The sequence below is a fragment of the Caballeronia calidae genome (assembly GCF_900044055.2).
GTDB lineage: Bacteria > Pseudomonadota > Gammaproteobacteria > Burkholderiales > Burkholderiaceae > Caballeronia > Caballeronia calidae.
Genome location: NZ_FCOX02000004.1, coordinates 63,269 through 89,368, shown reverse-complemented (window position 1 = coordinate 89,368; position 26,100 = coordinate 63,269). Strand labels below are relative to the sequence as shown.

Annotated in this window: 24 protein-coding genes; 10 read left to right on the top strand and 14 right to left on the bottom strand. The window is 63.0% G+C overall.

What is annotated here, in order from left to right; translation table 11 throughout:
- Positions 1 to 9 precede the first annotated feature (9 nt).
- On the bottom strand, positions 10 to 900 hold the full coding sequence (ltnD, locus tag AWB78_RS05750; RefSeq protein ID WP_062603109.1) for an L-threonate dehydrogenase: 891 nt from the start codon (positions 898 to 900) through the stop codon (positions 10 to 12).
- A gap of 60 nt (positions 901 to 960) precedes the next feature.
- On the bottom strand, positions 961 to 2,274 hold the full coding sequence (locus tag AWB78_RS05745; RefSeq protein ID WP_062603108.1) for an MFS transporter: 1,314 nt from the start codon (positions 2,272 to 2,274) through the stop codon (positions 961 to 963).
- 208 nt (positions 2,275 to 2,482) lie between these two features.
- Here AWB78_RS05745 and AWB78_RS05740 point away from each other — a divergent pair, with 208 nt between their 5' ends.
- From AWB78_RS05740 to AWB78_RS05720, 5 genes are all read left to right on the top strand, one after another.
- A complete protein-coding gene (locus AWB78_RS05740) occupies positions 2,483 to 3,301 on the top strand; it encodes an IclR family transcriptional regulator (protein WP_062603489.1) in 819 nt (272 codons plus the stop codon).
- A 552-nt stretch (positions 3,302 to 3,853) separates the two neighbouring features.
- The gene (rbsK, locus tag AWB78_RS05735; RefSeq protein ID WP_074173403.1) at positions 3,854 to 4,774 is read left to right on the top strand and encodes a ribokinase; all 921 of its coding nucleotides are present in this window, start codon (positions 3,854 to 3,856) and stop codon (positions 4,772 to 4,774) included.
- A 51-nt stretch (positions 4,775 to 4,825) separates the two neighbouring features.
- Positions 4,826 to 6,145 (top strand): MFS transporter, encoded by a 1,320-nt coding sequence (locus AWB78_RS05730; protein WP_062603106.1) that lies wholly within the window; start codon positions 4,826 to 4,828, stop codon positions 6,143 to 6,145.
- A 38-nt stretch (positions 6,146 to 6,183) separates the two neighbouring features.
- Positions 6,184 to 7,143 carry a Dap2 family DHDPS-related protein gene (locus tag AWB78_RS05725; RefSeq protein WP_062603485.1) on the top strand — a complete coding sequence of 320 codons (960 nt, stop codon included), beginning with the start codon at positions 6,184 to 6,186 and terminating at the stop codon, positions 7,141 to 7,143.
- 65 nt (positions 7,144 to 7,208) lie between these two features.
- Complete coding sequence (locus AWB78_RS05720) at positions 7,209 to 8,324, top strand: LacI family DNA-binding transcriptional regulator (RefSeq protein WP_232477614.1); 1,116 nt, start codon at positions 7,209 to 7,211, stop codon at positions 8,322 to 8,324.
- 48 nt (positions 8,325 to 8,372) lie between these two features.
- On the opposite strand, the gene AWB78_RS05715 is transcribed toward AWB78_RS05720, so the two are convergent.
- Entirely contained in the window at positions 8,373 to 9,002 is a 630-nt protein-coding gene (locus AWB78_RS05715) for a CGNR zinc finger domain-containing protein (RefSeq protein WP_062603104.1), read from the bottom strand.
- A 141-nt stretch (positions 9,003 to 9,143) separates the two neighbouring features.
- On the opposite strand from AWB78_RS05715, the gene AWB78_RS05710 reads away from it, so the two are divergent.
- Positions 9,144 to 9,998: an alpha/beta fold hydrolase gene (locus AWB78_RS05710; RefSeq protein WP_062603102.1), complete on the top strand. Its 855-nt coding sequence runs from the start codon at positions 9,144 to 9,146 to the stop codon at positions 9,996 to 9,998.
- Between the two features lie 45 nt (positions 9,999 to 10,043).
- On the top strand, positions 10,044 to 11,015 hold the full coding sequence (locus AWB78_RS05705; RefSeq protein WP_062603100.1) for a zinc-binding alcohol dehydrogenase family protein: 972 nt from the start codon (positions 10,044 to 10,046) through the stop codon (positions 11,013 to 11,015).
- A gap of 20 nt (positions 11,016 to 11,035) precedes the next feature.
- On the opposite strand, the gene AWB78_RS05700 is transcribed toward AWB78_RS05705, so the two are convergent.
- Together AWB78_RS05700 and AWB78_RS05695 are read right to left on the bottom strand one after the other, a co-directional pair.
- Positions 11,036 to 12,373 (bottom strand): NAD(P)/FAD-dependent oxidoreductase, encoded by a 1,338-nt coding sequence (locus AWB78_RS05700; RefSeq protein ID WP_082883240.1) that lies wholly within the window; start codon positions 12,371 to 12,373, stop codon positions 11,036 to 11,038.
- 17 nt (positions 12,374 to 12,390) lie between these two features.
- On the bottom strand, positions 12,391 to 12,816 hold the full coding sequence (locus tag AWB78_RS05695) for an HAD family hydrolase (RefSeq protein WP_062603097.1): 426 nt from the start codon (positions 12,814 to 12,816) through the stop codon (positions 12,391 to 12,393).
- A 339-nt stretch (positions 12,817 to 13,155) separates the two neighbouring features.
- Between AWB78_RS05695 and catB the strand changes: the two genes are divergently transcribed.
- The gene (gene catB / locus AWB78_RS05690) at positions 13,156 to 13,845 is read left to right on the top strand and encodes a type B chloramphenicol O-acetyltransferase (protein WP_063958937.1); all 690 of its coding nucleotides are present in this window, start codon (positions 13,156 to 13,158) and stop codon (positions 13,843 to 13,845) included.
- A gap of 246 nt (positions 13,846 to 14,091) precedes the next feature.
- Here catB and AWB78_RS05685 read toward each other — a convergent pair whose 3' ends face one another.
- The 3 genes from AWB78_RS05685 to hydA (AWB78_RS05675) form a co-directional block, all read right to left on the bottom strand.
- Entirely contained in the window at positions 14,092 to 14,652 is a 561-nt protein-coding gene (locus AWB78_RS05685; protein WP_062603095.1) for a hypothetical protein, read from the bottom strand.
- A 312-nt stretch (positions 14,653 to 14,964) separates the two neighbouring features.
- Complete coding sequence (locus AWB78_RS05680; protein WP_198399219.1) at positions 14,965 to 16,425, bottom strand: NCS1 family nucleobase:cation symporter-1; 1,461 nt, start codon at positions 16,423 to 16,425, stop codon at positions 14,965 to 14,967.
- 87 nt (positions 16,426 to 16,512) lie between these two features.
- Positions 16,513 to 17,937: a dihydropyrimidinase gene (hydA, locus tag AWB78_RS05675; RefSeq protein ID WP_062603092.1), complete on the bottom strand. Its 1,425-nt coding sequence runs from the start codon at positions 17,935 to 17,937 to the stop codon at positions 16,513 to 16,515.
- A gap of 281 nt (positions 17,938 to 18,218) precedes the next feature.
- On the opposite strand from hydA (AWB78_RS05675), the gene AWB78_RS05670 reads away from it, so the two are divergent.
- The gene (locus AWB78_RS05670; protein WP_062603480.1) at positions 18,219 to 18,863 is read left to right on the top strand and encodes a GntR family transcriptional regulator; all 645 of its coding nucleotides are present in this window, start codon (positions 18,219 to 18,221) and stop codon (positions 18,861 to 18,863) included.
- Between the two features lie 135 nt (positions 18,864 to 18,998).
- Here the strand turns inward: AWB78_RS05670 and AWB78_RS05665 are convergent, their stop codons facing one another.
- The 5 genes from AWB78_RS05665 to AWB78_RS05645 all read right to left on the bottom strand — a co-directional run bounded on the left by AWB78_RS05665 (position 18,999) and on the right by AWB78_RS05645 (position 23,896).
- Complete coding sequence (locus tag AWB78_RS05665; RefSeq protein WP_062603091.1) at positions 18,999 to 19,430, bottom strand: DUF3830 family protein; 432 nt, start codon at positions 19,428 to 19,430, stop codon at positions 18,999 to 19,001.
- A gap of 205 nt (positions 19,431 to 19,635) precedes the next feature.
- Positions 19,636 to 20,388, bottom strand: a complete 753-nt coding sequence (locus AWB78_RS05660) for an aspartate/glutamate racemase family protein (protein WP_062603089.1) — start codon at positions 20,386 to 20,388, stop codon at positions 19,636 to 19,638.
- 14 nt (positions 20,389 to 20,402) lie between these two features.
- Positions 20,403 to 21,818 (bottom strand): dihydropyrimidinase, encoded by a 1,416-nt coding sequence (hydA, locus tag AWB78_RS05655; RefSeq protein ID WP_062603087.1) that lies wholly within the window; start codon positions 21,816 to 21,818, stop codon positions 20,403 to 20,405.
- 10 nt (positions 21,819 to 21,828) lie between these two features.
- A complete protein-coding gene (locus tag AWB78_RS05650) occupies positions 21,829 to 22,557 on the bottom strand; it encodes a maleate cis-trans isomerase family protein (protein ID WP_062603086.1) in 729 nt (242 codons plus the stop codon).
- 43 nt (positions 22,558 to 22,600) lie between these two features.
- The gene (locus tag AWB78_RS05645) at positions 22,601 to 23,896 is read right to left on the bottom strand and encodes an MFS transporter (RefSeq protein ID WP_062603084.1); all 1,296 of its coding nucleotides are present in this window, start codon (positions 23,894 to 23,896) and stop codon (positions 22,601 to 22,603) included.
- A 228-nt stretch (positions 23,897 to 24,124) separates the two neighbouring features.
- On the opposite strand from AWB78_RS05645, the gene AWB78_RS05640 reads away from it, so the two are divergent.
- A complete protein-coding gene (locus tag AWB78_RS05640) occupies positions 24,125 to 24,823 on the top strand; it encodes a GntR family transcriptional regulator (protein ID WP_062603082.1) in 699 nt (232 codons plus the stop codon).
- Positions 24,824 to 25,174: 351 nt separating this feature from the next.
- Here AWB78_RS05640 and AWB78_RS05635 read toward each other — a convergent pair whose 3' ends face one another.
- The gene (locus tag AWB78_RS05635) at positions 25,175 to 26,077 is read right to left on the bottom strand and encodes a GntR family transcriptional regulator (protein WP_198399218.1); all 903 of its coding nucleotides are present in this window, start codon (positions 26,075 to 26,077) and stop codon (positions 25,175 to 25,177) included.
- Positions 26,078 to 26,100 lie beyond the last annotated feature (23 nt).

Genomic DNA, 26,100 nt, shown 5'->3' with positions numbered 1-26,100 from the left:
GCTTGGTGTTCAGATGCCCGGCAATTCGATGCCAGGGAAGGTTTTGATGACGGCCGTATCGTCCTCCTGGCCGAAACCGGCAGCGGACGCCGCCGCGAACATCTGATACGCGGTCGACGCCAGCGGGAGCGGGAACGTGGTCGCGCGTGCGGCTTCGAGAACCATGCCGAGATCCTTGACGAAGATGTCGAGCGCCGTATGCGGCGGCGAGTAGTCGCCTTTGAGGATGTGCGGCACGCGATCGGCAAAAGCCCACGAGTTGCCAGCGCTATGCGTGATGACTTCGTATAGCCGCTCCGGATCGACGCCTTCTCGCAGACCGAGCGCCATCGCTTCCGCGGCAGCGGCAATCTGCACGCCGACGAGCAGTTGATTGATGACCTTGACCCTGGAGCCGACGCCGTGCTCCGTCCCGAGCCGGTACACCTTCGACGAAATCGCATCGAGCACATCGCCGCAGGCTTCATAGGCGGCATCGGGTCCGGAGCTCAGCAAGCTCAGCGTGCCGCTCGCGGCGCCGGCAATTCCGCCGGATACAGGCGAATCGATCAGCATGACTTCTTTCTCGGCGAGCCGCTTGCCCAGCTGCCCGGCGTATCTGGGCTGCACCGTCGCCGAAGACACGACGACGCTTCCCGGCCGCAAGCCGTGCACCGCTCCGTTCTCGCCGAACAGCACCGCATCGGTCTGCGCCGCGTTGACCACCAGCACGATAACGACGTCGCATTGCGCGCCGAGCGCGGCCGGCGTCTCACATGCTCTTCCGCCCCGCTCGACGAATGTTTCCACTGCGTCCTGGCGAAGATCGCATCCATAGACATCGAAACCCGCTTCGATGAGATTCGCGGCCACACCCTGACCCATTGCGCCAAGGCCAATGACTCCAACACTTCTACCCATCTTCCTTCTCCTACCGCGCCATAGCCGGTGCGATCGCATTTCAGACTGTAACGAGATGACTCAACGATTCACCAGGTCTTTCCTGACCCGCAGTACGAGCAGCCCGCCGATCGCCAGCGACGCGGCCAGCACGATAAGCCCGATGTCGGTGGAATGCGTTTTGTCGGAGATCCACCCGATGAAGAACGGCCCGAGGAAACCCGAGAGGTTGCCGACCGAATTGACCACCGCGATGCCCGCTGCCGCCGCCGCGCCGCTCAGAATGGCGGTCGGCAAACACCAGAACTGCGAGATCGTGACGATGACGCAGCACGTCACGACCGTCAGCGCGATCATCGCGATCAGGACGTCATGCTTGAAAACGACCGCGACCAGCCACGCGATCGCGCCGATCAGTGCCGGCGCCGTGATATGCCAGCGTCGCTCGCGGCGCGCGTCCGACGAGCGGCTGACGACGATCATTACGATAACTGCGGCGGCATACGGCAGCATGCTCAGCATGCCGATCGTCAGCGGGTCGGTGGCGCCCGAGTTCTTGATGAGCGTAGGCAGGAAGAACCCGACGCCGTAAAGGCCGACTGCGAAGAAGAAATAGATGCCGCACATCAGCCAGACACGCGGGTTGGTGAATCCGTCGCGAAGCGAGTGCGACTGCGTTTGCGTCTGATCCTGAGCAATGTCACGCGCAATCAGCTTACGCTCGTCCTCGCTGAGCCACCTGGCGTCGCTCACCCGATCGTCGAGGAAGGCGAGGACGGCGATCGCCATCACGATCGACGGCAATGCTTCGATCAGGAAAAGCCATTGCCAGCCCGCCCAGCCATAGACGCCCGCCATCGAGTGCATGATCCACCCTGACACCGGACCGCCGATGACGCCCGCGACCGGAATGCCCGTCATGAAAAGCGCGATCATCTTCGAGCGACGCTGCGACGGATACCAGTACGTCAGATACAAAATGACGCCAGGGAAGAGCCCCGCCTCCGCAAGCCCGAGCGCGAAGCGGACGAGGTAGAACATCGTCGGCGTCGTGACGAACATCGTTGCAGCCGAGATGATGGCCCACGTCACCATCACGCGCGCGATCCAGACGCGGGCGCCGACCTTATGCAGGATGATGTTGCTGGGCACTTCGAACAGGAAGTAGCCAATGAAAAAGATACCGGCGCCCAGTCCATACACCGTTTCACTGAACTGCAGATCGCGAAGCATCTGGAGCTTGGCGAATCCGACATTCACGCGGTCCAGATACGCGACCACGTAGCACATGAAAAGTAGCGGAATCAATCGCCACGTCACCTTCGCATAGACGCGGGCTTCCTCCGTTTGGCTCCCGGTCAGGCCGGGATTCGCAACGCCTTTGATGCTCGACATGTCGCCTCCTGTGATGTTTTTTCTACTCGGTTTCATCCAGCGGCGCCGTTGCACGATTTTTTCGTAGGTCCGTATAATGGACCTTAGTTGGCGCCATTTATCTGTGGCACCGATCTTAGTATCTACATCACCGCCGTGCGAAGACCTTTTCTTCATAGCTAGGGTTAACTATGGCGTCATAATATGGACCATGCATCAGGAGGATGTCATGTCGGAGAACGTCCCAGGGGCTCAAGCCGTTTCTCGTGCGCTTCGCGTGCTCCGGGCCGTGGCGCGCACGCGAAGCGCGGGTATCAATCTCGCCCAACTCGTGCGCGATACGGAACTCAACAAGCCGACGGCACATCGTCTCTTGCTCGCGTTGATTGCCGAAGGCATGGTCGAGCAGGATCCGCAATCGCTGCGTTACTTCATCGGACGTGAGTGTTATGTGCTCGGCGGGATCGCGAGCGAGCGGTTCGGCCTAGGGCGGGAAGCTGCAGATGTGGTCGCGCGACTTGCCCGCGCATCGGGCGACTCCGCATTTTTTTCCATCCGTAGCGACGTGTTCGCGGTTTGCGTCCTCAGAGAAGACGGCGACTACCCGCTGAAAACGCACGTGCTGCAACCGGGCACTCGACATCCACTCGGCGTTGGTGCTGGAAGCCTCGCCATGCTTGCTGCATTGGACGATGAGGAGGTGGATCGCTGTCTGAAGGAAAACGAGAACCTGCTCAGAAAAAGCTATCCCAATTTTTCGACAAGCTTTTTGCGGCGCGAAGTCGCTCTCACGCGCGAGCGAGGCTTCTCCGTCAATGAGGGCCTGGTCGTAAGCGGCTCATGGGGTGTCGCAGCGGCGGTACATTCGCCATCGGGGGAAGTAGTGGGGGCACTTACTATCGCTGCTGTGGAGTCGCGTCTACAGGTGGATCGACAACATGAACTTGGAAGACTCCTGGTGGAAGAGGCCAAGCGGCTTGAATCGCATCTCGCTCGCGCCTCGGCGATGCGTCCCGAACCCAAAGCAAAGCGGGCTCGTGGTTCATGATGGCCGAACAACGGGACCGCCATCGGCAAGTAACCCGCTGTTATGTCGCGCTTCCGACAGAACCGGGATGGGCGGACTGTATTGCGGGGCCAGGACCGTTGTAATTCCTTTTTTGCCCGACTTAGCTATCTGCGTCACTGGCTTCCGTACAACACAAGGCAGGAAAAGCTTCAGGAAGCCGCAGCCCGTGAACCGCTCCGCCATGGAGAGCTTCATCTCTCACCTTTGTCCCGGGCGCCGGTGCCAACCTTGGTACCACATTACCCGGACCGGAGTTGAGTAATCACACCGGCCGCAGCAAACATCCACGCAGGCCCGTATTCGATTGCCGAGACCGGTGTTCCCCGAACAGGCGCTTCGCGGGTTTAGGGAATTTCCCTGAGCGCGCCAATTTTCCGTTGCCTCGTACCCACTGCTCGCGTTAATGTAAGCGCTAACACAGCCCGTCGTCATATGGTTTGAGGCAGAGTCGGAATGAAATCGTTCGAAACATTCAAAAATGTAAGCGCTAACACACAGCCGAAAGCGGCGGATCAGCATTCTTCCGCCCGGATCGTCGTGGTCGGCAGCGCGAACATGGATCTGGTCGTGCACGCGGAGCGACTTCCAGCGCGCGGCGAAACCTTGCTCGGCGGCGTGTTCGCCACGTTTGCCGGCGGCAAGGGCGCCAATCAGGCGGTCGCGGCGGCACGTCTCGGCGCGTCGGTGGCAATGCTCGGCTGCCTCGGCCGCGACGAATTCGGCGCGCAGCTTCGGAGCGGTCTTCAGCACGAACATATCGACACCGCGCACTTGCACACAGCCGACGACATCTCGAGCGGCATCGCCGTCATCACGGTGGCAGCAGACGGTGCGAACACGATCGTCGTGTCGCCCGGCGCCAACGCCGCGCTCACGCCCGGTCACGTGGACGCCGCATCGGCCGACATCGCCGCCGCCGGCATGCTGATCTGTCAGCTCGAAGTGCCGCTCGATACCGTGCGGCACGCGATTTCGGTCGCGGCGAAGCTCGGCACGCCGGTACTGCTGAACCCCGCCCCGGCGCAGCCGCTTCCCGACGCGCTCTACGAACAGATCAGCGTTCTCGTCCTCAATGAAACGGAAGCGGCATTGCTGGCGGACGTGCCCGTCGATAGCCCTGCTTCCGCGCGCGTGGCTGCGGCGCGCCTGCGCGCGAAAGGTGCGAAGACGGTGATCGTCACGCTCGGCGCGGAGGGCGTCTGGTATTCGACCGACGACGAGGAAGGCCATCTGCCCGCCCCGCGCGTCGATGCGATCGACACCACGGCCGCCGGCGACACCTTCGTCGGCGGCTTCGCGGCCGAGCGCGTGCGCGGCGCGAGCATCCGCGACGCGATCGACTTCGGACAGCGAGCCGCGGCGCTCAGCGTCACGCGTCAAGGCGCGCAGGCATCCATCCCGACGCACGCCGAGGTGCGGACGCAAGCCGCGTCCGCGGCGGCGCTTCGATAGACCGGCTGCTGGCTGCGCAGCCCACCCACAAGACGATACGGAGACGACAGCATGAACCCAACCCCCGCGCCCGAGCAGGCACCGCCCCGCGTGCGACGCGCCCAGATCGTGGCGCTGACGCTGCTGATGGTGAGCGGCATCGTGAACTATCTCGACCGGGGCACGCTCGCGGTCGCCAATCCGCTGATCCGCAAGGATCTCGGTCTCTCGCTCGGCGAAATGGGGCTGCTGCTGTCGGCGTTCTCCTGGAGCTATGCGCTCTTTCAACTGCCGGTCGGCGGCCTCGTCGATCGCGTCGGGCCGCGCAGGCTGCTGGGCCTCGGTCTCATCGTGTGGTCGCTCGCGCAGGCGGCGGGCGGCATCGTGTCGACATTCGGCTGGTTCGTCATCGCGCGCATCGTGCTCGGCATCGGCGAGTCGCCGCAGTTTCCGTCGGCGGCGCGGGTCGTGAGCAACTGGTTTCCGCTGCGCGCGCGAGGCAAGCCGACCGGCATCTTCAATTCCGCGTCACCGCTCGGCACCGCACTCGCACCGCTGTGTCTGTCCGTGCTCGTCGTGGAGTTTCACTGGCGCTGGGCCTTCGTCGTCACCGGAGCGCTGGGCCTCGTGGTCGCGGTGATCTGGCTCGCGGTTTATCGCGATCCGAACCCGTCCACGCTGACCGCGGAAGAGAAGCGCTACCTGAAGGGAGACATCGCGGAGACAAAACCCGCCGAACGCCTCAGCTTCGCGGACTGGCGCGCGCTCTTCTCGAACGTGACGACGTGGGGCATGCTGATCGGCTTCTTCGGGTCGGTGTATCTGAACTGGGTCTATCTGACCTGGCTGCCCGGCTACCTGACGATGCAGCGCCACATGACGCTGATGCATACGGGCATCGCCGCCTCCGTGCCGTTTTTCTGCGGCTTTCTCGGCTCGCTGTGCGCGGGATGGTTCTCCGACCGCATCACGCTGCGAAGCACTTCACCGGTGGCGAGCAGGCGCAACGCGGTCGTCGTCGCGATGCTCGGCATGGTGGCGTTCACCGTGCCCGCCGCGCTGGTCGAGAGCAACACGATCGCGATCGTCTGCATCTCCGTGGTGATCTTTCTCGCGAACGCGGCGTCCGCCTGCTCGTGGGCGCTGGCGACGGCCGCCGCGCCCGCCAACCGCGTCGGATCGCTCGGCGCCATCCAGAACTTCGGCGGCTTTCTCGGCGGCGCGCTCGCGCCCATTCTCACGGGCTATATCGCGCAGACGTGGTCCTTCGTGCCGGCCCTGCTGACGGCTGCCGTGATCGCCTTCGTTGGCGCGATGAGCTATCTGTTCCTCGTGCGCAAGCCGATCGAAGGCGAAGCGGAACCGGGCAGCACGGCACGGGCACCCGCCTGATGAACGACCCGTTCAACCCTGACAAGGACAACATCGACATGACTCTCCCCACTTCTTCGGCGCGCACGTCGCAATCGATCGAAGGCATCGTTCCCGTCATGCTGACGCCTTTCGATGAAGCCGGCGCCATCGACTATGCCGGGCTCGAACGGCTGATCGAGTGGTATCTCGCGCATGGCGCGGACGCGCTCTTCGCCGTCGCGCAGTCGAGCGAGATGCAGTTCCTGAGCCTCGCGGAGCGTGCCGCGCTCGGCCGCTTCGTGGTCGAGCGTGTGGCCGGCCGCGTGCCGGTGGTGGTCTCCGGCCATATCAGCGACGATCCCAACGCGCAGGCCGAGGAGCTGAATGCCGCAGCGGCGACGGGCGCGGACGGCATCGTGCTGGTGACGAACCGGCTCGATCCGCGCCGCGAAGGCACGGAAGCGTTCGCGGCAAACCTGCGTCGGCTGCTGAGCCGCCTGCCTTCCGACATTCCGCTCGGGCTGTACGAATGCCCCGCGCCCTACCGGCGCCTGCTGTCCGACGACGAGCTCAGGATGTGCATCGACACCGGCCGCTTCGTGATGTTGAAGGACGTGAGCTGCGACCTCGAAACGGTGAAGCGCCGCGTCGCCCTGGCGAAAGGATCGCCGATGAAGATCCTGAACGCGAATGCCGCGATTGCCTGGGATGCGATGAAGGCCGGATCGGCCGGATTCAACGGCGTGTTCACGAACTTTCATCCGGACCTGTACAACTGGCTGCGCAACCGCTCCGGCGAAAACCCGGCGCTCGCCCGCGAACTCTCGACGTTTCTGGTGCTCGCGGCGGTGTCCGAGGCGCTCGGCTATCCGGCGCTTGCGAAGCTGTATCACCAGCGCATCGGCACGTTCCAGTCGATTCGCTGCCGCGCGATCGATTACGACGTGCGCGAGCGCTTCTGGGCCCTCGATGCGGTGCTCGACAAGATCGTCGAAGGCACCGAGCATTTCCGCTCGCGCATTGCCGCCGGGGCCTGAGACATGCGTCGCCCTGCCCCGCCGCGAGTAAGATAACGGGCGTCCGTTTCCCGAACCAACTGCTGATGCCTCGCTCCTCCGACTCCGCCCCCGCTCTCGAAGAAGAACCGTCGCCAGCCGCGCGGCCGGCGGGTGCGCGCACCCGTCGCGGCTCGGGCCGCACCGTCCTGTCCGATGTCGCGAAACGCGCGGGCGTGTCCACGGCGACGGTATCGCGCGTCTACAACGAACCCGGCAAGGTGTCCGACAGCGTACGCGAGCGCGTCGAGCGTGCCGCTTTGGAACTGAACTGGTTTCCGAATGCAGCCGGGCGCGCGCTGGCGTCCACACGCAGCCATATCGCGGGCATCGTCATTCCGACGCTCGACGATCAGGTCTTCGCTTCGCAAGTAAGCGGCATGCAGGCCGCGTTCGCCGCGCGCGGCATCACGCTTTTTCTCGGGTGCTCGAACTACGATCCGAACGAGGCACTCTCACAGGTCCACGCGATGCTCGCGCGTGGCGTGGAGGCCATCGCGGTCGTGGGCGAGGCGCATCCGCCAGAGCTTTTCGAAGCGCTCCGCGTCTGGCGCGTGCCGTACGTGGTGCTGTATGCGTGGCGCGAAGGAAGTCCGCACGATTGCATCGGCTTCGACAACCGCGGCGCATATGAAGAGATCACCGAGCATCTCGTCGCGCTCGGGCACCGATCGTTCGCGGTCTGCATCCAGCCCACGCGCGACAACGACCGCGTGCAGGCGCGGCTCGCGGGCATTCGCATGGCGCTCGAGCGTCATGGTCTCGCGGTGCGGCCGGAGCATCTGGTCGAAGGTGAGTCCACGCTCGATTTTGGCCGGCGCGCGTTGCGCTCGCTCTGGCAACAGCCGGGACCACGTCCGACCGCGGTCATATGCGGCAACGACCATATCGCGCTTGGCGTTTTGCGCGAGGCGGAAGAGCTGGGCATCGCGATTCCCGGGCAACTTTCCGTCACCGGCTTCGACGACCTCGCGATCGCATGTGAAGCGCGCCCGTCCCTGACGACGATGCACGTGGATACGCGCGAGATCGGCACGGTCGCCGCGAGGCATCTGCTGGATGCGCTGGACGGCCGGGCGGCGCGACAAGGGTACGCGGTGCCTGCGGTGCTGAAAGTACGCGGGTCGACAGGACCCTGTCTCGCTTCGGCTGACAAGGGATGATGTCCCTCGTGCGCGCCTGCGCACCCACTTGAAGCCGGCCGCTGCGCCTTAGCGGCCCTTCCCTTCCTTGAGCCGCGCACGATGCGCGGCCACCTTCGCGCGATTGCCGCAGATCGCCATGCTGCACCAGCGGCGCGCATGTCCGCGCGTGTGGTCCGCGAATAGCAGCGTGCACTTCGGGCCTTCGCATGCCTTGACGTATGTGAAGTCTTCTTCGCAGACAAGCTTCGACAGCGCCTCCACGATCGGCATCAAAAGCGAATCGGGCGCCGCGTAGCGACGCTGCATCTCGAACGCGAGTCCGCTCGGCGCGTTCGCTTCGGCGACGATCGCGCCGTATCGCTCGTCGCGCTGCAACACGCTGTTGAGCGGTTCGAGCTCGCCCAAATCCTTCGCCGTCAGCGGCCGTCCCTTTCTCGTCTGCACGAAAGTCCTGAACCATTCGCGCAAGCCGCGCGCCTTCGCTGCGATCTCGTCCAGCTCGACGGACGGGATGTGCGAGCGCATGTTCGCAAGCACGTCGATGGGCACGAGGCCCGCCTGTTCGAGCCATGACAACAGTCCCTCGCCGTCTGCGATCCAGTCGACGGGTTCGTCGACCGGCGTCGCGATCGAGTTCAGGAAATCGAGACCGGGCGCGTCGGCCACGAAGATCGCCGGTATGGGGCGGTAGTCCATTTTTCGACTCGGGTGTGATTCTACGATGACACATCGTAACCACTAAAAAAGCTCTTGACAAGTTACAAGCTCAATTTGTAACCTGCTACTCACGGTTTTAATGGTTACACAACTTGAACCTCTCATCTGCGGAGAAACGCCATGTCCACCATCGCGCATCGTCATATCGACGTCGACGGTTTCAACGTGTTCTATCGCGAAGCCGGTCCGTCGGACGCGCCCAAACTGCTTCTGCTGCACGGCTTTCCGAGTTCGAGTCACATGTTCCGCAATCTGATGCCGCTGCTTGCCGAACGCTTTCATCTCGTCGCGCCGGACCTGCCTGGCTTCGGTCTCTCCGATATGCCGAGCCGCGAGACTTTCTCGTACACGTTCGAGAACATCGCGAACGTGATCGATCGCTTTACGGAAGTGATCGGCTTCGATCGCTACGCCGTGTATGTCTTCGATTACGGGGCGCCGACGGGTTTCAGGCTCGCGCTGAAGCATCCGGAATGCATCACGGCGATCGTTTCGCAAAACGGCAATGCCTATGAAGAAGGATTGAGCGACGGGTGGAATCCGATCCGCGCTTACTGGCAGAGCCCGACGCAAGCGAATCGCGATGCATTGCGCGTGCTGCTCACGGAAGAAACGACGAAGTGGCAATACACGCACGGCGTGCCTGATGTGTCCGCGGTCTCGCCCGACGGCTATTCGCTCGACGACTACTACATGAGCCGTCCGGGTGCGCACGAGGTGCAACTCGATCTCTTTGGCGACTACCGCAGCAATCTCGCGCTCTATCCGGCGTTCCAGGCTTACTTCCGCGAGCATCAGCCGAAATTCCTCGCCGTGTGGGGCAGGAACGATCCGTTCTTCCTGCCGCCCGGCGCGGAAGCATTCAAGCGCGACATTCCCGATGCGAAGGTGCGCTTCTTCGATACGGGCCACTTCGCGCTCGAAACGCACGCGGCGCCGATCGCGGCGGCCATCAGCGACTTCCTCGCTCATTGAAACGCGCAAACGTCACCGCGCTCATCCATCCAAAGGAGAAACATCATGCGTGCAATCGTGCTCGAAAAGTTCGGCGGTCTCGACAGCCTCGTCTATGCCGAGATTCCGGAACCGGAGCCGCTGGAAGGACATGTCGTCATCGAGATCAAGGCGTTCGGCATCAATCACGCCGAGATGCACATGCGGCGCGGCGAATGGGCCGAAGCGGCGCAGGTGAGCGGGATCGAATGCGTGGGCATCGTGAAGTCGTGCCCGGGCGGCGAGTTTCCCGTCGGCGCGAAAGTGGCCGCACTGATGGGCGGGCTCGGGCGCAGCATCAATGGCAGCTATGCGCAGTTCACGCGCGCGCCGGCGTCGAATGTCGCGCTGATCGAGGCTGAGCTGCCCTGGGCCGAACTCGCCGCGATTCCCGAAACCTATGCGACCGCGTGGACGTGCCTGTTTCGCAACCTCGAAATCAAACAAGGGCAAACCGTGTTGATTCGCGGTGCGACGTCGTCGTTCGGGCAGGCGGCCGTCAAGCTCGCGGTGAACGCGGGCGCGACGGTGATCGCAACGACACGCAGTGCCGCACGCTTCGCGAAGCTCGAAGCGATGGGCGCATCACGCGTCGAAATCGAGGGCCCGGACCTGAGCAAACGCATCGCGGAAGCGAAGCAGATCGACGCCGTGCTCGATCTCGTCGGCAACAGCACGATCCTCGATTCACTCGCGATGCTGGGCCGTGGCGGCCGCGCATGTCTCGCCGGCTGGCTGGGCGGCCTCGCGCCGATTCCGGACTTCAATCCGCTGCTGCAAATGTCGAGCGGCGTGTATCTGACCTTCTTCGGCAGCTTCGTATTCGGCACGCCGGGCTTTCCGTTGTCGGACGTGCCGCTGCAAGCGATCGCGGCGGACGTGGCCGCGGGCCGTCTCGATGCGAAGCCATCGCGCGTGTTTTCCTTCGATGAGATCCGCGAGGCGCATCGCGTGATGGAGGCCAACGAAGCGAACGGCAAGCTGGTGGTCGTTCACTGAACCGGGATACGCTGTCGCTGTCAGTTCAATTTCACCGTGGGCCGCACCCGTTCACGCAGCCACTGGCTCGCGGCATACATCACCGCTCGCTTGATACCGGTGAGGCCCATGATGTGCCGGCGGTAGAGATACCTGTAGCACGACACCGCGAACCATCCGTCGATGAACAGTGGCCGGCGCAGCACTTCGCTCATCACGGCGCCCGCCGCACCCGCACGGCCGAAGGAGATCAGCGTTCCCTGATCGCGGTACGCAAAGAGCGGTACCGCCCGACCGCCGATCCGCCGCACAAGCGCATCGGCGAGATAGACGGCCTGCTGGTAAGCCGCCTGCGCGCGCGGCGGCACCAGCGCGTTGCCCTCCTTCGATGCGGCGCACGCGGCGCAGTCGCCCATTGCGTAGATGCCCGAGCCGGGTTCGACTTGCAGCGTGCCGTCGACGATCACCTGTCCGAGCCGGTTCAACGGCAGCCCTTCGAACCTGCGCAGCACGGCCGGCCCTTCCACGCCAGCGGCCCAGATGGTGATGTCGCTCGCGAGCGTTTCGCCATCCGCGGTCGAGACCGCGTCAGCGCCGACCGAACCCACACGGCAGCCGAGGCGCACGTCGACGCCAAGGCCGGTGAGCATTTCCCGGGCGCGCGTCGAGATGCGTTCAGGCAGCGCAGGCAGCACGCGCGGCGCACCTTCGAGCAAGCGGATGCGGATATCGCTGGCCGGATCGAGCGAGGCGAGATGATAGTCGCGCACCATCTCGGCCGAGACGCGCAGCGCGGCGGCCAGCTCGACGCCGGTCGCGCCGCCGCCGATCACCGTCACCGAGACGGGCGTCCTGGCGGCGCCGGGTGTCGCCTGTTGCGCGTGGCCCGAGCGCAGCAGGCTCGACAGCAGACGTCGCCTGAACGTCTCTGCCTGCTCCACCGTCTCCAGCGTCAGCGCATGCTGCTCCGCGCCCGGAATCGAAAAAAAGTTCGTGACGCTGCCGAGCGCGAGCACGAGCGTATCGAAGGAAAGCGTTCTGCGCGGCAGCAGCGCCTGGCCGTCCACATCGATCGTCTCGTCGATGACGATCTCACGGCGAGCGCGATCGATACTCGACAGCGCGCCCTGCTCGAAGCGGAAGTGGTTCCACTTCGCGTGCGAGGCGAAGTCGATCTGATGGCTCGACGCATCGATCTGACCCGAAGCGACTTCGTGCAGGAGCGGTTTCCAGAAGTGGGTCGGGAAGCGATCGATGAGGATCACTTCAGCCCGGCGCTTCTTGCCGACGCCATTGCCGAGACGCGTCGCGAGCTCCAGCCCGGCCGCGCCGCCGCCCACGATGACGATGCGATGTTGCGCGTGAGTATTTGACATCATGTCTTTCCGGAACGGCTTCATCGATCAGACGAAACGAACTGCGCGGACCCACGGCGCAACGCATCGCTCAAGGCCACGCAGTGCGTGATGCCCGAGCTGCGCGCCTCTTCTCGTCCGCGTTCGTCCGCGCCCACCGCGACGACGCGATGCGCGGGCGCTGCGAGCGTATGAAGGGCCACCTCGTAGCGCGATCCGCATTCGCTCGATGACAGGATGGACGAGAAGTACGTGATGCCGTCTTCGCCGAGGGTCTCGCTGATCGCGTCGTTCAGGGTCGCGGCATTGAGTTCGCTCATCAGCAGCAGCGGATAGCCGTCGTCCCGCACGCTCTCGAGGAAGCGCTTGAGCGCGGCGCTCTGTTCATTGATCGCCGCCCGTTTCCTGTCGTCGCCAGCGCGGGTCCAGACCGTGTCCATGTTCGCTACGATCGCGTCGATTGCCATTGCCTGTCTCCCAGATTCGTTGAATGCGTGTATGTCGCCGCGGGCCGGGGGCTCGCCTGACGACGTCGTGAGAGAAAAAATATAAGGTCCGCAGAATATTTACGCTATTTAGTATTTATCACCGACCTATAAGTTTTCACTAATACGCAAGGCGACAACCGTACGCTGCAGTCGTCGCGCGCGTGGTCAGGAAGAAACCGGGTTTGGACCTATTTCCTGGGCGAGCAGTCCTCACGTTCATCTCATTCAATCCGCATAAAGTGGATTGGGTAACCCCGATCTCCGCACAATCCGTGCGCCCGAAAGATAAGCGTGAGACACACTCCAGCGTGGTACGCCATGAAGAACTACTTCGACAGCCCTTTCAATAGCAAGCCGCTTTCAGAACAGGTGACCAATCCCAACATCATCGTGGGGCGTTACAGCTACTACGCTGGTTACTATCACGGACATTCGTTCGATGACTGTGCACGTTACCTCGGGTGGGAGTACACCGGCGCCGACCGGCTGTTCATCGGGAGCTTCTGCTCGATCGGAAGCGGCGCGACGTTCATGATGGCGGGCAATCAAGGGCACCGGAACGATTGGGCCAGCACGTTTCCGTTCTTCTACATGCAGGAGGAACCGGCGTTTGCCGACGCCCTCGATGCGTTCGAACGCGCTGGCGACACGATTGTCGGAAGCGACGTCTGGATCGGTTCCGAGGCGATGATCATGCCAGGTGTGCGCATTGGTCATGGCGCAGTGATCGGGAGTCGCGCGCTCGTGACGAGGCATGTCGAGCCCTACACGATCGTCGGCGGCAACCCGGCGAAGCCGATTAGAAAGCGGTTTTCGGACCCGGACATTGAAATGCTGCTCGAGATGAACTGGTGGGACTGGCCGCTCGAAGAGATCGGCAAGTCGATGAAACTGCTGTGCGCTTCCGATATTGCAACACTGCATGAGCGCTGGCGCGAGTCGTCGTGGACGGAACGTCGATGCAACGTCGCGACGGCAGACCGTAAACATCCGTATGTGTCGAAGTAAGCCATCCGCAGCGGCTTTATTCAATCTGCATGACGAAATGTATGAGTTGTGCCTTGCGAAGCTTCGCCCACGGCCTCCAACCGATGCGCCGCCTCCGCACATTCGAGGAGCACGTCGCTGAGTAGCATGCACGCGAACTGTCTGCCGGATCGATGCTTCATCTGTCGATCTGTGAAGAAGGCGCGGCGGCGGGCGTCGTCAGCGCGTTGCAACCCTGGCAATATCGTCGAGCGAGGGCCTCTTTTTTTATTCTTGCGGTCGTTCAACGCCGCCGTCCGGTTCCGGCTGGCCCTCCTGGTCCGGAAGCGGCTCGTCGAGGCTCTCCGGAGGGGCTGGCGAGATGCGCTTGATCACGACGGGCGGCTCGACAACCGGCACAGCTTGCGGCTGAGTGGTTCTCACCATGGCGGGCGACTGAGCGACTGGCGGTGGCATGTGCCGCTCGGCGCTCAGGCCCGTTCCGACATTCGAAGTCGTGGTATTCGCGCTCTTGAGGACGCCGCGGGTGTCGAACAGGAACACGGTTGCCGAGGAGCGCGTGTCTGCTCCACCGATCAGCGACCCGATAAACGGAAGATAGCTTTCCGGGTGCGGCCTCGACGTCACATACGTGTAGACAAGCAACATCGAACCGTCGTCCAGCGTCGTCTGCACCGATGCAGGGCCGAGCGCGGCCGTCACTTCCTGAAGCGTCGTCGCTCCGCGCCTGAACGTAGCCATCTGTTCAGGCATCACCTCGACCCCGGCAGACATGCAACCGACAAGCAGCGTGCCGCTCAGCAGGCCGAGTAACATTCCCTGTTTCATGTTGCCCCCGCCGTATTTGAATTCTAGGACGACGTGGCAAAGACGGGGGGACTTCCGCTCGCACGGGTTTCAGTGCGAGCAGTCGCAACGCGGGGGCGCTTCACGGTCCCGCTCCGGGAGGAACACTGGACCCGTGTTGCTTTGCGCCGCCTGCTGGCGCCAGCGTTCCGGCTCGCTGGACGGAGCGCGTAGGCATATACCGTCGACCGCCATGTGGATCGACGGAGCCTGCCGCGCCGATGCACCGGCGGATGCCGACCATGCGACGGCCACTTGTTTGGCGGCGTGCCGGCCGGCGTTCGTCAGCGTCTGCTAGTTCGCCGCGCTTTCCGGGTCGGCAATGCCGCGTCTCGCCGCGCCGCTCATCGCCATGAAATAAACGAGGCCGCCCGCGACGAAGCCGATCGGCCACGCGAACGCCGCGATCGCGGAGAGCGCCGGGACCAGCGCGATCACTACGGTTACGGCCGCCGTCGGCACGAACACGGCGAGCGCGCGCGTGTTGAATCCATTGCGATAGAAGTAGTCACCGCGTTCGTCCGAGCGATACAGGTCGTTGATGTTGACCACGCCGCGCCGGATCAGGAAATAGTCGGCGGCCATGATTCCGAAGAGCGGGCCGAGAAACGCGCCGAGTCCGCCAAGGAAGTAATTCACGACGACGGGATTCGAATACAGGTTCCACGGCATGACCACGAGCGCGAGCACCGCGCTGATGATGCCGCCACGCCGGAACGTGATCCGCTTCGGCCAGACGTTCGCCAGGTCATATGCCGGCGAGACGAAATTCAGCACCACGTTCACGCCGATCGTCGCGACGATGAACATGATCGCGCCGACCACCAGCACGAACGTGTTCGGCACTTTCGCGAGAATCAGCGCCGGATCGGTGATCGCCTTGCCGAACACGACCACGGTGCCGATCGTCATCGTGATGCTGATCGCCGCGAAGGCCGCGAAATTGATCGGAATGCCCCAGAAATTGCCGACGATCACCGCGCGCTCCGACTTGGCGAAGCGCGTGAAATCGCAGTAGTTGAGCAGCATGGTCGCGTAGGTCGAAACCAGCAGGAACGCGCCCGTCAGCACGCCCTGAAGCGCGTCGCTGCCCGACAACGGGTGCACGGACAGGCTCATCGGGATATGCCAGTCAGCCATCGCGAAGAGCCAGAGCGCCATCACGAGCATCACGATCCAGACGATCGGGCCGGCCCAGTCCTGGAACTTGCGCACCGCCTCCATGCCGCGCGTGATGACGATCAGCTGCATGACCCACAGGAACACGAAACAGGCCCAGCCGAGATAGGACAGCCCGAGCAGGCTCTGATCCTGCCAGTGCTGCAATCCCGGATTCATGCGCAGCAGTAGCACGACCACCGCCGTGGATGCCAGATAGGTCTGAATGCCGTACCAGCAGATCGCGATGACGGCGCGAATCAGCGCCGGCACATTGGCGCCCCAGATGCCGAAGCTGATGCGGGCCATCACGGGAAACGGAATGCCCGTCTGCTGTCCCATGCGTCCGGCCCAGTTCATGCCGAAGAACAGAATCGCGGTGCCGATCAGAATGGCCGCGAGCACTTGCCATCCCGTCAGCCCGAGCACGAACAGCCCGGCGACGAACGTGTAGGTGCCGATGTTATGGATGGCCGACATCCACACGGCGAAGAAGCTGTACGAAGTCCATTTGCGCTCGATGGCGGGTGCCAGGTCTTCGTTATACAGCCGCCCCGTCGGGTCCAGTTCGGCAAGATGCTGGTGCTGTCTTTCCACGATGACGCCTCCTCTCCATGAACCGGCGTGCGCTGTTCGATCAGCGAAACGACCGGCACTGCTTGTATGGGAACACCACAACGATGATCAGATGCGCCCTCCGTCGGGCGCGAGCGTGGGCTTGCCGCAGCGGAGAAACCGGCCGCGGCCCGCGCGCGGCTGGAACTGTCCGTCCCATACGACCGCGCCTCCCACGAGCGTCAGCGCAGGCCACGCCTTCAGGGTCTGGCCTTCGTACGGCGTGTAATCGACGGCATGGTGAAGATCGGCATTGCGCAGCACGAACTCGCGCTCGTTCCAGATGACCAGATCGGCGTCGCTGCCTATCGCGATGCTGCCCTTGCGTGGATGCAGTCCATACGCCTTCGCGGGATTCGTGGCGGTCAGTTCGACGAAGCGGTTGAGCGTCATCCGGCCTGCCAGCACGCCTTCGGAATAGAGCAGCGGCATGCGCGTCTCCACGCCGGGTATGCCGTTCGGGATATGCCGGAATGACACTTCCTCTCCATCGGGCTTCTTGCCCTCGGGCGCGTCGTAGCGAAACGGCGCGTGGTCCGAGCTGAACAGCGTGAAGAGCCCGTCGTTCAGCCCGTCCCAGATGATTTCCTGGTTCGCCTTGTCGCGCGGCGGCGGGCTGCACACGCATTTCGCGCCCTGGTAGTTGTCGTCGATGCCGAGATCGGCGGCTGTCAGAAAGAGGTATTGCGGGCACGTCTCCGCATAGACCTTGAGACCGTGCGCGCGCGCCCAGCGAATCTGTTCGACGGCTTCGCGGCCCGAGACGTGCACGATCAGCACGGGCACATCGACCAGCTCGGCCAGCGCTATGGCGCGATGCGTGGCCTCGCGCTCCACGAGCATCGGACGCGAGTGCGCATGAAAGCGCGGCGCGGTGCGGCCGGCGGCCTCGAGGCGCTTCGTCAGCCACTCGATGCAGTCGGCGTTCTCGGCATGCACCATGGCCATCGCGCCGTGCTCGCGAGCCACCGCGAGCACATCCAGGATCTGGCCATCGTCGAGCTTCAGGTCGTCATAGGTCATGTAGATCTTGAAGGACGTGTAGCCATCGCGGATGAGCGCGGGCAACTCCTCCTTCAGCACGTCGGGCGTCGGATCGCTGACGATCAGATGGAACGCGTAGTCGACATGTGCGCGGCCTTCGGCGCGGTGATGGTAGTCGGCGACCGCCGCCTTCAGCGACTGCCCCTTCATCTGCGCCGCGAAAGGAATGACCGTGGTCGTCCCGCCGCATGCAGCCGCGCGCGTGCCCGTGTCGAAGTCGTCAGCCATACGCAGCGGCGGCGCCATCGGCTGATCGAAGTGGCAATGCGCATCGACGCCGCCGGGCGTGACGACGCGCCCTGCCGCATCGATCTCGCGCGCGCCCTTCGGCAGATTCATGCCCAGTTGCACGATTCGTCCACCCGCAATGCCGATGTCGGCGTCGAAGGTATCGCTTGCCGTCGCGACGCGGGCGCGGCGGACGACCAAGTCCAGTTCCGGAGCTGTCACCTGAAGGTTTCCTCTGAAGAGAGCCGATCGGGAAGCACTGCGCAATCTGTCGATTTACTTGTCAACATCATAGTCAACATACGTGGTGACATAATCGGTGTTTACATTGATGTCGACAATCCGGGCGCGCGCCGCTATCCTGCGGATATCACTTTAAAAACGAGGCCATCGCAGTGCCCGCAATCGACGAATTCGCTTCGATCCAGCCCAAAACGACCACCGGCCGCAAACGCAAGGCCGTCGCGCCCGTCAGCGCGCCGCGCGAACTCGGCCAGGAAGAGATCTACGAACGGATTTACACGGCGATCCTCGAACACCGCCTCCACCCCGGCACGAAACTCGCGGAAGAGCGGCTCGCCGAGATTTTCGGCGCGAGCCGCGGGCGTATCCGCGAAGTGCTCGCACGGCTCGCGCACGAGCAGATCGTTGAACTGATTCCTCAGAAAGGCGCGTACGTCGCGAAGCCGTCGATTCAGCAGGCGCTCGATGTTTTCGAAGCGCGCAGGCTGATCGAGCCCGCGGTCATGCGCCGGCTCGTGGAGACCCTGACGGAAGAAAAGCTGGCACGGCTGCGCCAGCATCAGAAGCTCGAAATCGATGCCCGCCGGCGCGAGGACAAGCGGGCCGTGATCAGGCTGTCAGGCGAGTTTCATTCGCTGGCCGCGGAACTAGCGGGCAATTCGGCGCTCGCCCGCAGCATGCGGGAACTCTCGGTGCTGACCTGTCTCATGATCTTTCTCTACGACGCGCCCACGGCGACCTGCTGCCGCACCGACGAACATTCGCGAATCATCGACGCCATCGCCGAGCGCAATCATCAACAGGCCGAGCGTCTGATGCTCGAGCATCTGGATCACATTCAAAAGAACATGAAGCTGGATTCCGCCGAGGAGCAGGACGATCTCGAAGAGATCTTCAGGAACTGATCTGCGAGCGCCAACGGGATGTGACGGGTACCATTGCCGAGCCGCTTGTCGATGCGTCGTCGGGCGTGCGGAGTATCGGGACGGTTCACGCGAATCCCGACATCCGCATCACAATGGCGCCGGCAAAAAGCGCGGTCAGTCTGCCGCACCCGGGTTCAGCAATGAAAAGGTAATGTCTTGCGCACCCTCCCAGAGAACGAGTTTGCCGAATGCTTCCAGGTGCTCGTGGCCTTCAGTCAGCGTGAAGAAATGATTGCCGGCGAGCTGGCCCATTTTGCTCGCAAAGATGGAGCTGCCATAGACGAACAGAAATTCCGTTTCGCTGAAGCCTCCCGGATAAAGAAGGATATCTCCACGTGACGCGTGGCTGGTGTGATTTTCAAAAGTCAGTCCGGTGTCGAAGTCGCCCAGCGGAATCCATACGGCTTCGCCGCTCCAGCGCGAATGAATGACCTTGTTTCTGAACGGTAGCAGTTCAAGGAAGCGTTGGCAGGTGCGGGGTGCTTTCTGTTCTTCGAGTTGCCCGACAAAGCGAAAGGGTCCGGCGTCTACGAGAATCTTTTTCATGGCGTCTCCATATGATGATTAATCGCTCTGTCATTGCCGAGACCGCCTCGGTTCTCAAGGCCGTAGGCTCGGGCGTGCCAAAGAAGCGTTGCAGTGTTCATTGCGGGCAATAACCCGAGTCCGCAGTCGCGATGCTGACAAGGTTCCAGGTCTGGATCATCCACCGCGTAAGTCAATGTGCCACCCGCACTCACTGAGGATTGGGTCAGCCCGGCGACCCGCTGTCCAGCAGCCGTTGAAGCGGTTCGGGCAGCCCGCGGTTCGGCTTGACGGGCGGTCGGGTGAAACTGCCTTTCGTCGCCTTTTTCGGGCCGAGCCGGATGAGCCCTTCAAGCTGGGTAATCGCGCTCGACACGCCGTCGACCACCGGCACCGGCAGCTCGTTACGGATCTCGCGTGCCAGTCCTGCGAGCGGTGCGCCCGCAATGATGATGACGTCGGCGCCGTCTTCGTCGACCACCTCGTTACACAGTGCCTTCAGTCTCTGGGCATTGTCCTGCTGCACACTGCCGATATCGCGCAATGGCTCTTCGAGCGCGCGGATGCTGGCGAGCCGGCTTGCCAGGTGACTGCGTTCGACAGTCTCGCGATACCACGCCTTGATTCGCGGCGAGATTGCGATAATCGAGAAGCGCTGACCGAGCGTCGCCGCCGTCATGAGAGAGGACTCGGTCAGGCCGACCGCGGGCACGTCGACCAGTTCCTTGATGCCCTGCAGGCCCGGATCGCCGAACGCCGCAACCACGACGCCGTCGTAGGTGCCATGACGATCGGCCGCCACGCACGCGGTCGCATACGCGCCGATGAGCGCTTCGGCGCGCGTCTCGATGTACGCAACGCCGAATGGCGCCGTCGCGACCTCGATCTCCGTGCCGGGCGAAGCGCTGCGCTGCGCCTCTGCCTGAATCAGTGCCGACACGCTTTCGGAGATGTTGGGGTTGATGACCAGAATCTTCATGCTGCTCTCCGATATCAAAGGTCGACGTACTGCGGCTTGCCAGCGGCAAGAAAGCGCCCCCGGCCCGCTTCCGGCTCGAGATAGCGCCCGCTCTCGACCAGCAGCTCGCCGCGCGACAGACAGTGCTTCGGCCAGCCCTGCACCGTTCGACCCTCATACGGCGTGTAGTCGACGTTGTGATGCAGCGCATCGTTCGCGATGCTGACGTGCTTGAGCGGGTCCCACAGCACGATGTCCGCATCGGCGCCGATCGCGATCGTTCCTTTGCGCGGATAAAGACCGTACAGCTTCGCCGGGTTCAGCGACGTCAGTTCGACAAACTTGTGCAGCGACAGCTTTCCGTGGCCCACACCATCGAACAGCAACGCCAGCCGCGTCTCGATGCCGGGGATGCCGTTCGGGATGTGCTCGAACGACACCTCTTCGCCGCCAGGCTTTTTGCCCTGCGGATCATCATAGGAGAACGGTGCGTGATCCGACGAAAATACGCTGAATACGCCGCGCTTGAGCGCGCTCCATACGGCCTTCTGGCTCGACGAATCGCGCGGCGGCGGACTGCACACGCACTTCGCGCCGTGGTAGCCGTCCTCGTGGCCGAGGTCTTCGGCGGTCAGATAGAGATACTGCGGGCAGGTCTCGGCATAGATGTTCAGGCCGCGCTGCTGCGCCCATTCGATCTGCTCGATCGCGTCCTGGCCCGACACATGCACGATCAGGATCGGCACATCGACGAGTTCGGAGAAGGCGATTGCACGATGTGTCGCCTCGCGCTCGACCACCGCCGGGCGCGACAGCGCGTGATACTTCGGCGCGTGCTTGCCGGCTTCGGTGAGCTTGTCGGTCAGCCATGCGATGCAGTCCGAGTTCTCGGCATGCACCATGACCAGCGCCTGATTGCGGCGCGCCACATCCATCACCTCGAGGATCTCACGGTCGCTCAGCTTGAGATCGTCGTAGGTCATATAGATCTTGAACGACGTGTAACCGGCCGCGATCAGTTCGGGCAGTTCGCGTTCCAGCACCTCGGGCGTCGGATCGGAGACGATCAGGTGGAACGCGTAATCGGTGACTGCGCGGCCGTCGGCGCGCCGATGGTAATCGTCCACCGCGGCCTTGAGCGATTGACCCTTGGCCTGCGCCGCGAACGGGATCACCGTCGTCGTGCCGCCGCACACGGCCGCGCGCGTGCCGCTCAGGAAGTCATCGGCCATCTTCAGGCCATCGGGCATCGGCTGGTCGAGATGGCAATGTGCATCGATACCGCCGGGCAAGGCCAGCAGTCCGGTGGCGTCGATCTCGCGCGCGCCCGCGGTGAGATCGCGGCCGAGCGCGACGACGATGCCGTCCTTCACGCCAATATCGCAGTTGAAGCGCTCGGACGCGGTTACCACGTCGGCGTTGCGGATCACCAGATCGTAGAGGGTTGTCATCGCAGGTCTCTCATGCAACTTCGGAAAACAGGCGGCCCCAGCCCGTGAGGCGGGTCGTATCGTAGCCGGCGAGCTTCAGCGACTTCCACACGACGGTGGAGATGGTGTCGTAAAGCGGAACGTCGTGGCGCTGCTCCACTTCCGGCGCCAGATGCGCGGCGTGCAGGTTCGTGCAGAAGGTCACGATCGCCTCCGGGCCTTGCATCGCGACATCGCGAATCTGCGCGCGCAGCGTCTCTTCGCTGACCTCGGAAAACTGGAAGTTCACCTTCAGGCCGAGATGGCTTTCGGACGTGCAGTCGATGCCGCTCTCGCGGTAATTGGCGACGATTTTCTGCTGGACGTCGTCGAGGTACGGACTGACCAGACCGAATTTCCTTACGCCGGTCTTGTCCAGGATCTCGTTCAGCGCCAGCACCGACGTGGTTGCCGGAATGTCGGTCGCCGCCTCGATTTCGCGGCACAGACGGCGGTCGGTCTCGAAACCGAGCCAGCCCGATGAGGTGCCGTTCCATGCGATCACATCGACCTTGGCATCGGCAAGCAGCCTGGCGGCCTGAATGATGTTGCTTGTGTCGAACTGGCCGAGCGCCTTGTCGGACAGCGAGATTTCGGTGACCGTGAAGCGCGAAAAATGGGCACTGACACCGGGCAGCTGGGCCACCATCGCGCTCGTGATCGGTTCGAGCGCGGTATTGGACGACGGCGTAAGCATGCCGAGCCGGACGCGTTTGCTCATGATGAAGTCAACAATGAATATTAAAAGGTGAAGGAGGTCGGGCTCAAACCGGCAGCTTGCGTTCGTAGTCGATGAGCGTCGAACAGATGAAGAGACCAACGCCTGCGGCAGCGAACGACATCAGCGCCAGAAAATAAGAGCCGGTGGTCTGCACGATCAGGCCGACGACGATCGGAACGAGCACCCCGCCGATGTTGCCGCCCAGATTCATCAGGCCGCCGAGAAAGCCGATCTTGTTGCGCGTGCCGAGGATCGAAGGCAGGCACCAGTACAGACCGCACCAGCGCAGGAAGAACAACGTCGATGCGAGCAGCACGACCACCGTCATCGGGTTGCGGACATAGGCCACCGAGAAGATCGACGCCGTGGCCGCCACGGCAGCGATACCGAACAGCGTGCGCATCACGCGGTTGGGCGAACCGCCGGCCGCCTTCCACTTGTCGGCGATCCATCCGCCGACCAACTCACCCACGAAGCCGCTGAAGAAGATCGCGAAACTGGCTCCGCCCATCTGCTGGATGTTGAAGCCATGCACCTTGTTCAGATAGTTCGGCATCCAGGTGAGCAAGCCGTAGAACACGGAATTGAAGCACATCCAGCCGAAGAACATGCCCCACACCGAGCGGTAGCGGAAGAAATCCAGGCTGCGTCCGCTGGCATGAACGGGCTCGCTGCGGTGCTCTTCCAGCAGGGCCGCTTCGATATAGTCCGCTTCGGCCTGATTCACGGCCGGATGCTCGCTCGGGTTGTTACGGATGTAGTACCAGGCAAACACGCCGGCCAGCATGGTGCCGACACCCGCCACCACGAAGGACGTGCGCCAGGACCCGAACTCGCTGATCAGCCCGGAGATGATGACCGCGCCGAGCGCCGCCCCGAGCGGAGCGCCGCCGTCGAGCAGCGTCGCGCCACGGCCGCGTTCGTGTCGCGTCATCCACATGGCGTTGAGTTTGCCGCCGGCCGGGTAGATCGGCGCTTCAGCGGCGCCGAGGCCGAGACGGGTGAGAATCAGCGCGGTGGCCGTCGAACAGACGGCAGCGATGCCCTGAAAGAAGCCCCAGAACAACGTGGCGCACGCAATCACGATGCGCGGCTTGAACCGGTCAGCCAGCATGCCTCCCGGAATCTGCATGAGCGCGTAGGTCCAGAAGAACGAGCTGAGAATCAGTCCCTGCACTGCCGGGGCGATATTGAATTCCTTCGCGATCAGCGGCATGGCCACGGACAGCGAGGCCCGGTCGATATAGTTGATCGAAATCAGCATCAACATGATCAGGAAGACTCGCCAGCGTACGCCGGTCCGGACCTCGGCCTGCACGGCCGTCTTTGCGGTTTGCATCTATGTCTCCTCCGTTCGCCTGATCTCAGCCTTCGGTTTAGGGTTTGTACCGGGACGCCTCCCGGCGCGGTACGTCACATGCGTGAACGCAGTATATGATCGTTGATTATGAATTACAAGCGTCGTATATCGTTGGTTTGTCAGTACTTTTTTATTTCTATAGATAGTCCGTCGCGCCTGTAAGACAATTACGCATCGACGGAAGCTGCCAAAGGAAAACAGGGCGAGATGGACACGAAGTCACTACCGGCTGAGGCCCGCAAGCGGATCAGCCTGCGCGGCACGGGCATGTACGCGGCGATCGCGGAGCGATTGCGCGAGATGATTCTCGATGGTGAGCTGGCTCCGGGCGAGCGCATCGACGAGAAAGCGCTGTGCGAACAATTCGATATTTCGAGAACGCCGCTGCGCGAGGCGCTCAAGACGCTGGTGACCGAGGGCCATGTCACCCACCGGCAGCACATGGGCTTTCAAGTCGCACCGATCAACAAGGACGAGATCGCCGCTATCTTCGAAGTGCTGCATGGACTGGAGGAAACGGCCGGACGGCTTGCTGCGCAGCGTATCGACGACAAGCAGATGAAGGTGCTGATGGATCGCCATCGCACCATGGAGACCTTTCACCGCGACGGGAAGCGTACGGCCTACTACCGCGCCAACCAGAAGGTGCATCAGCAGATCGTCGATGTCGCGGGCAATTTCGTGCTCTCCGATCTGTACTCGTCGTTGATGAGCAAGATCCATCGCGCGAGAGGTTCGGCCAATGCCGATGTGCTGCGCTGGGCCGAATCCCTCGACGAGCACGGTGAAATTCTGGATGCGCTGTCCAGACGCGACGGAGCGTGCCTCGCCCGGCTACTGCGTGAACACTCCGAGCACACGGCAGCGGAGGTGATGAAAGTGTTGGAGTCCACAAGCGGGAATTAGCCAGGGCGTGGAAGAGTGGCCTGGTCGGTGCGCTGGGCCAGATTGAAGCCATCGGCCACACACGCCTGCGCACTGCACGACGGGACGTCCTGACTGCCGCGCGGCGTGGCGTGAGCGAGCGAGACGATCAATTGGCGCGACGCTTCATGTCGACGCCGTAATCGCGTGCTCTTGCGTTTCCAAAGTCGGGTCGTCCTGATGACATCCGTTCATCGCGGAATTTGTCGTCCGGCTCGCAAACCATATGTGCAACGCCGCGCAAACGGTGCCTGCCGCCGTTTCAATCCCGCTGGCCGACGCCCCGCCCTTCTCCTCCAGGTATTGCCCCCGAAACGGAGAACGCCCTCGCCATTACTGCGCGTCTTTTGCCTCGGAAAGTAATTCCGCTTGAGGCGCCAGTTGCTCCCACGTGCTATGCACGTGGCGCCGTAGAAAGTCGCCGAGCTTCGCGCCTTCACGGGCCGACAACAGCCGGATGATGACCTCATGCTCGTCGATAGCGGTATGCCAGGTCTCCGACGTCACGCTCCCCTGAAACCGGTAGCGATAAAGCTGGCGATTCAAGCGTTCGTGAACCTCCCTGAGCGTCGCGTTTTTTGCGGCAGCGATGATGCTCGTATGGATCGCCTGATTGAGCCGGAAGTAATTCATTCGGTCGCGCCGCTCATACGCCGCGTGCATCTCGTAATGAAGCGCGCGGATTTCGCCGATCTCCGGGTCGGTCGCCATCCGGCACGCCGCTTCGCCGCCGAACGCCTCGATCACCCCGAGCACGTCCAGTTTCTCCGCGATCTCCGCCGCGCTGAGGTCCGCCACCACGGCGCCGCGTTTGGGCAGCACGACGACCAGACCATCGCTGGCCAATTCTTTCAGGGCTTCTCGTAGTGGCGTGCGCGACACGTCGAGCCGCTCGGCGAGCGTGCGCTCGCGAAGCCGCTCACCGGGCTTGAGTTCATCCGTTGCGATGAGCGTGCGCAGGCGCTGGGCGATCTGCATCGACAACAGTTCGTCGGGCGCTTCGCCGTTCTCAAATGCGCCAGTTTCGTCTTCGAAGTCCGTCATTTTTCCGATCCGTCCAATGCCGGAACGCGGCTTAGCGCAGGTCCGGTATGCCAGTTTACCAGTGCGCAAACGACGATGACAGTCACGCAGCCCTTTTGCGATCACGGTGTTATCCCGCACTTGACCGGAAGATGGTGTCCAACTAAATTCCGGTATACCAAATTTGCCGAGCGTCGCTTTGACATCAGCCATGCCCGCCGCCAGCAAGAAGAGCA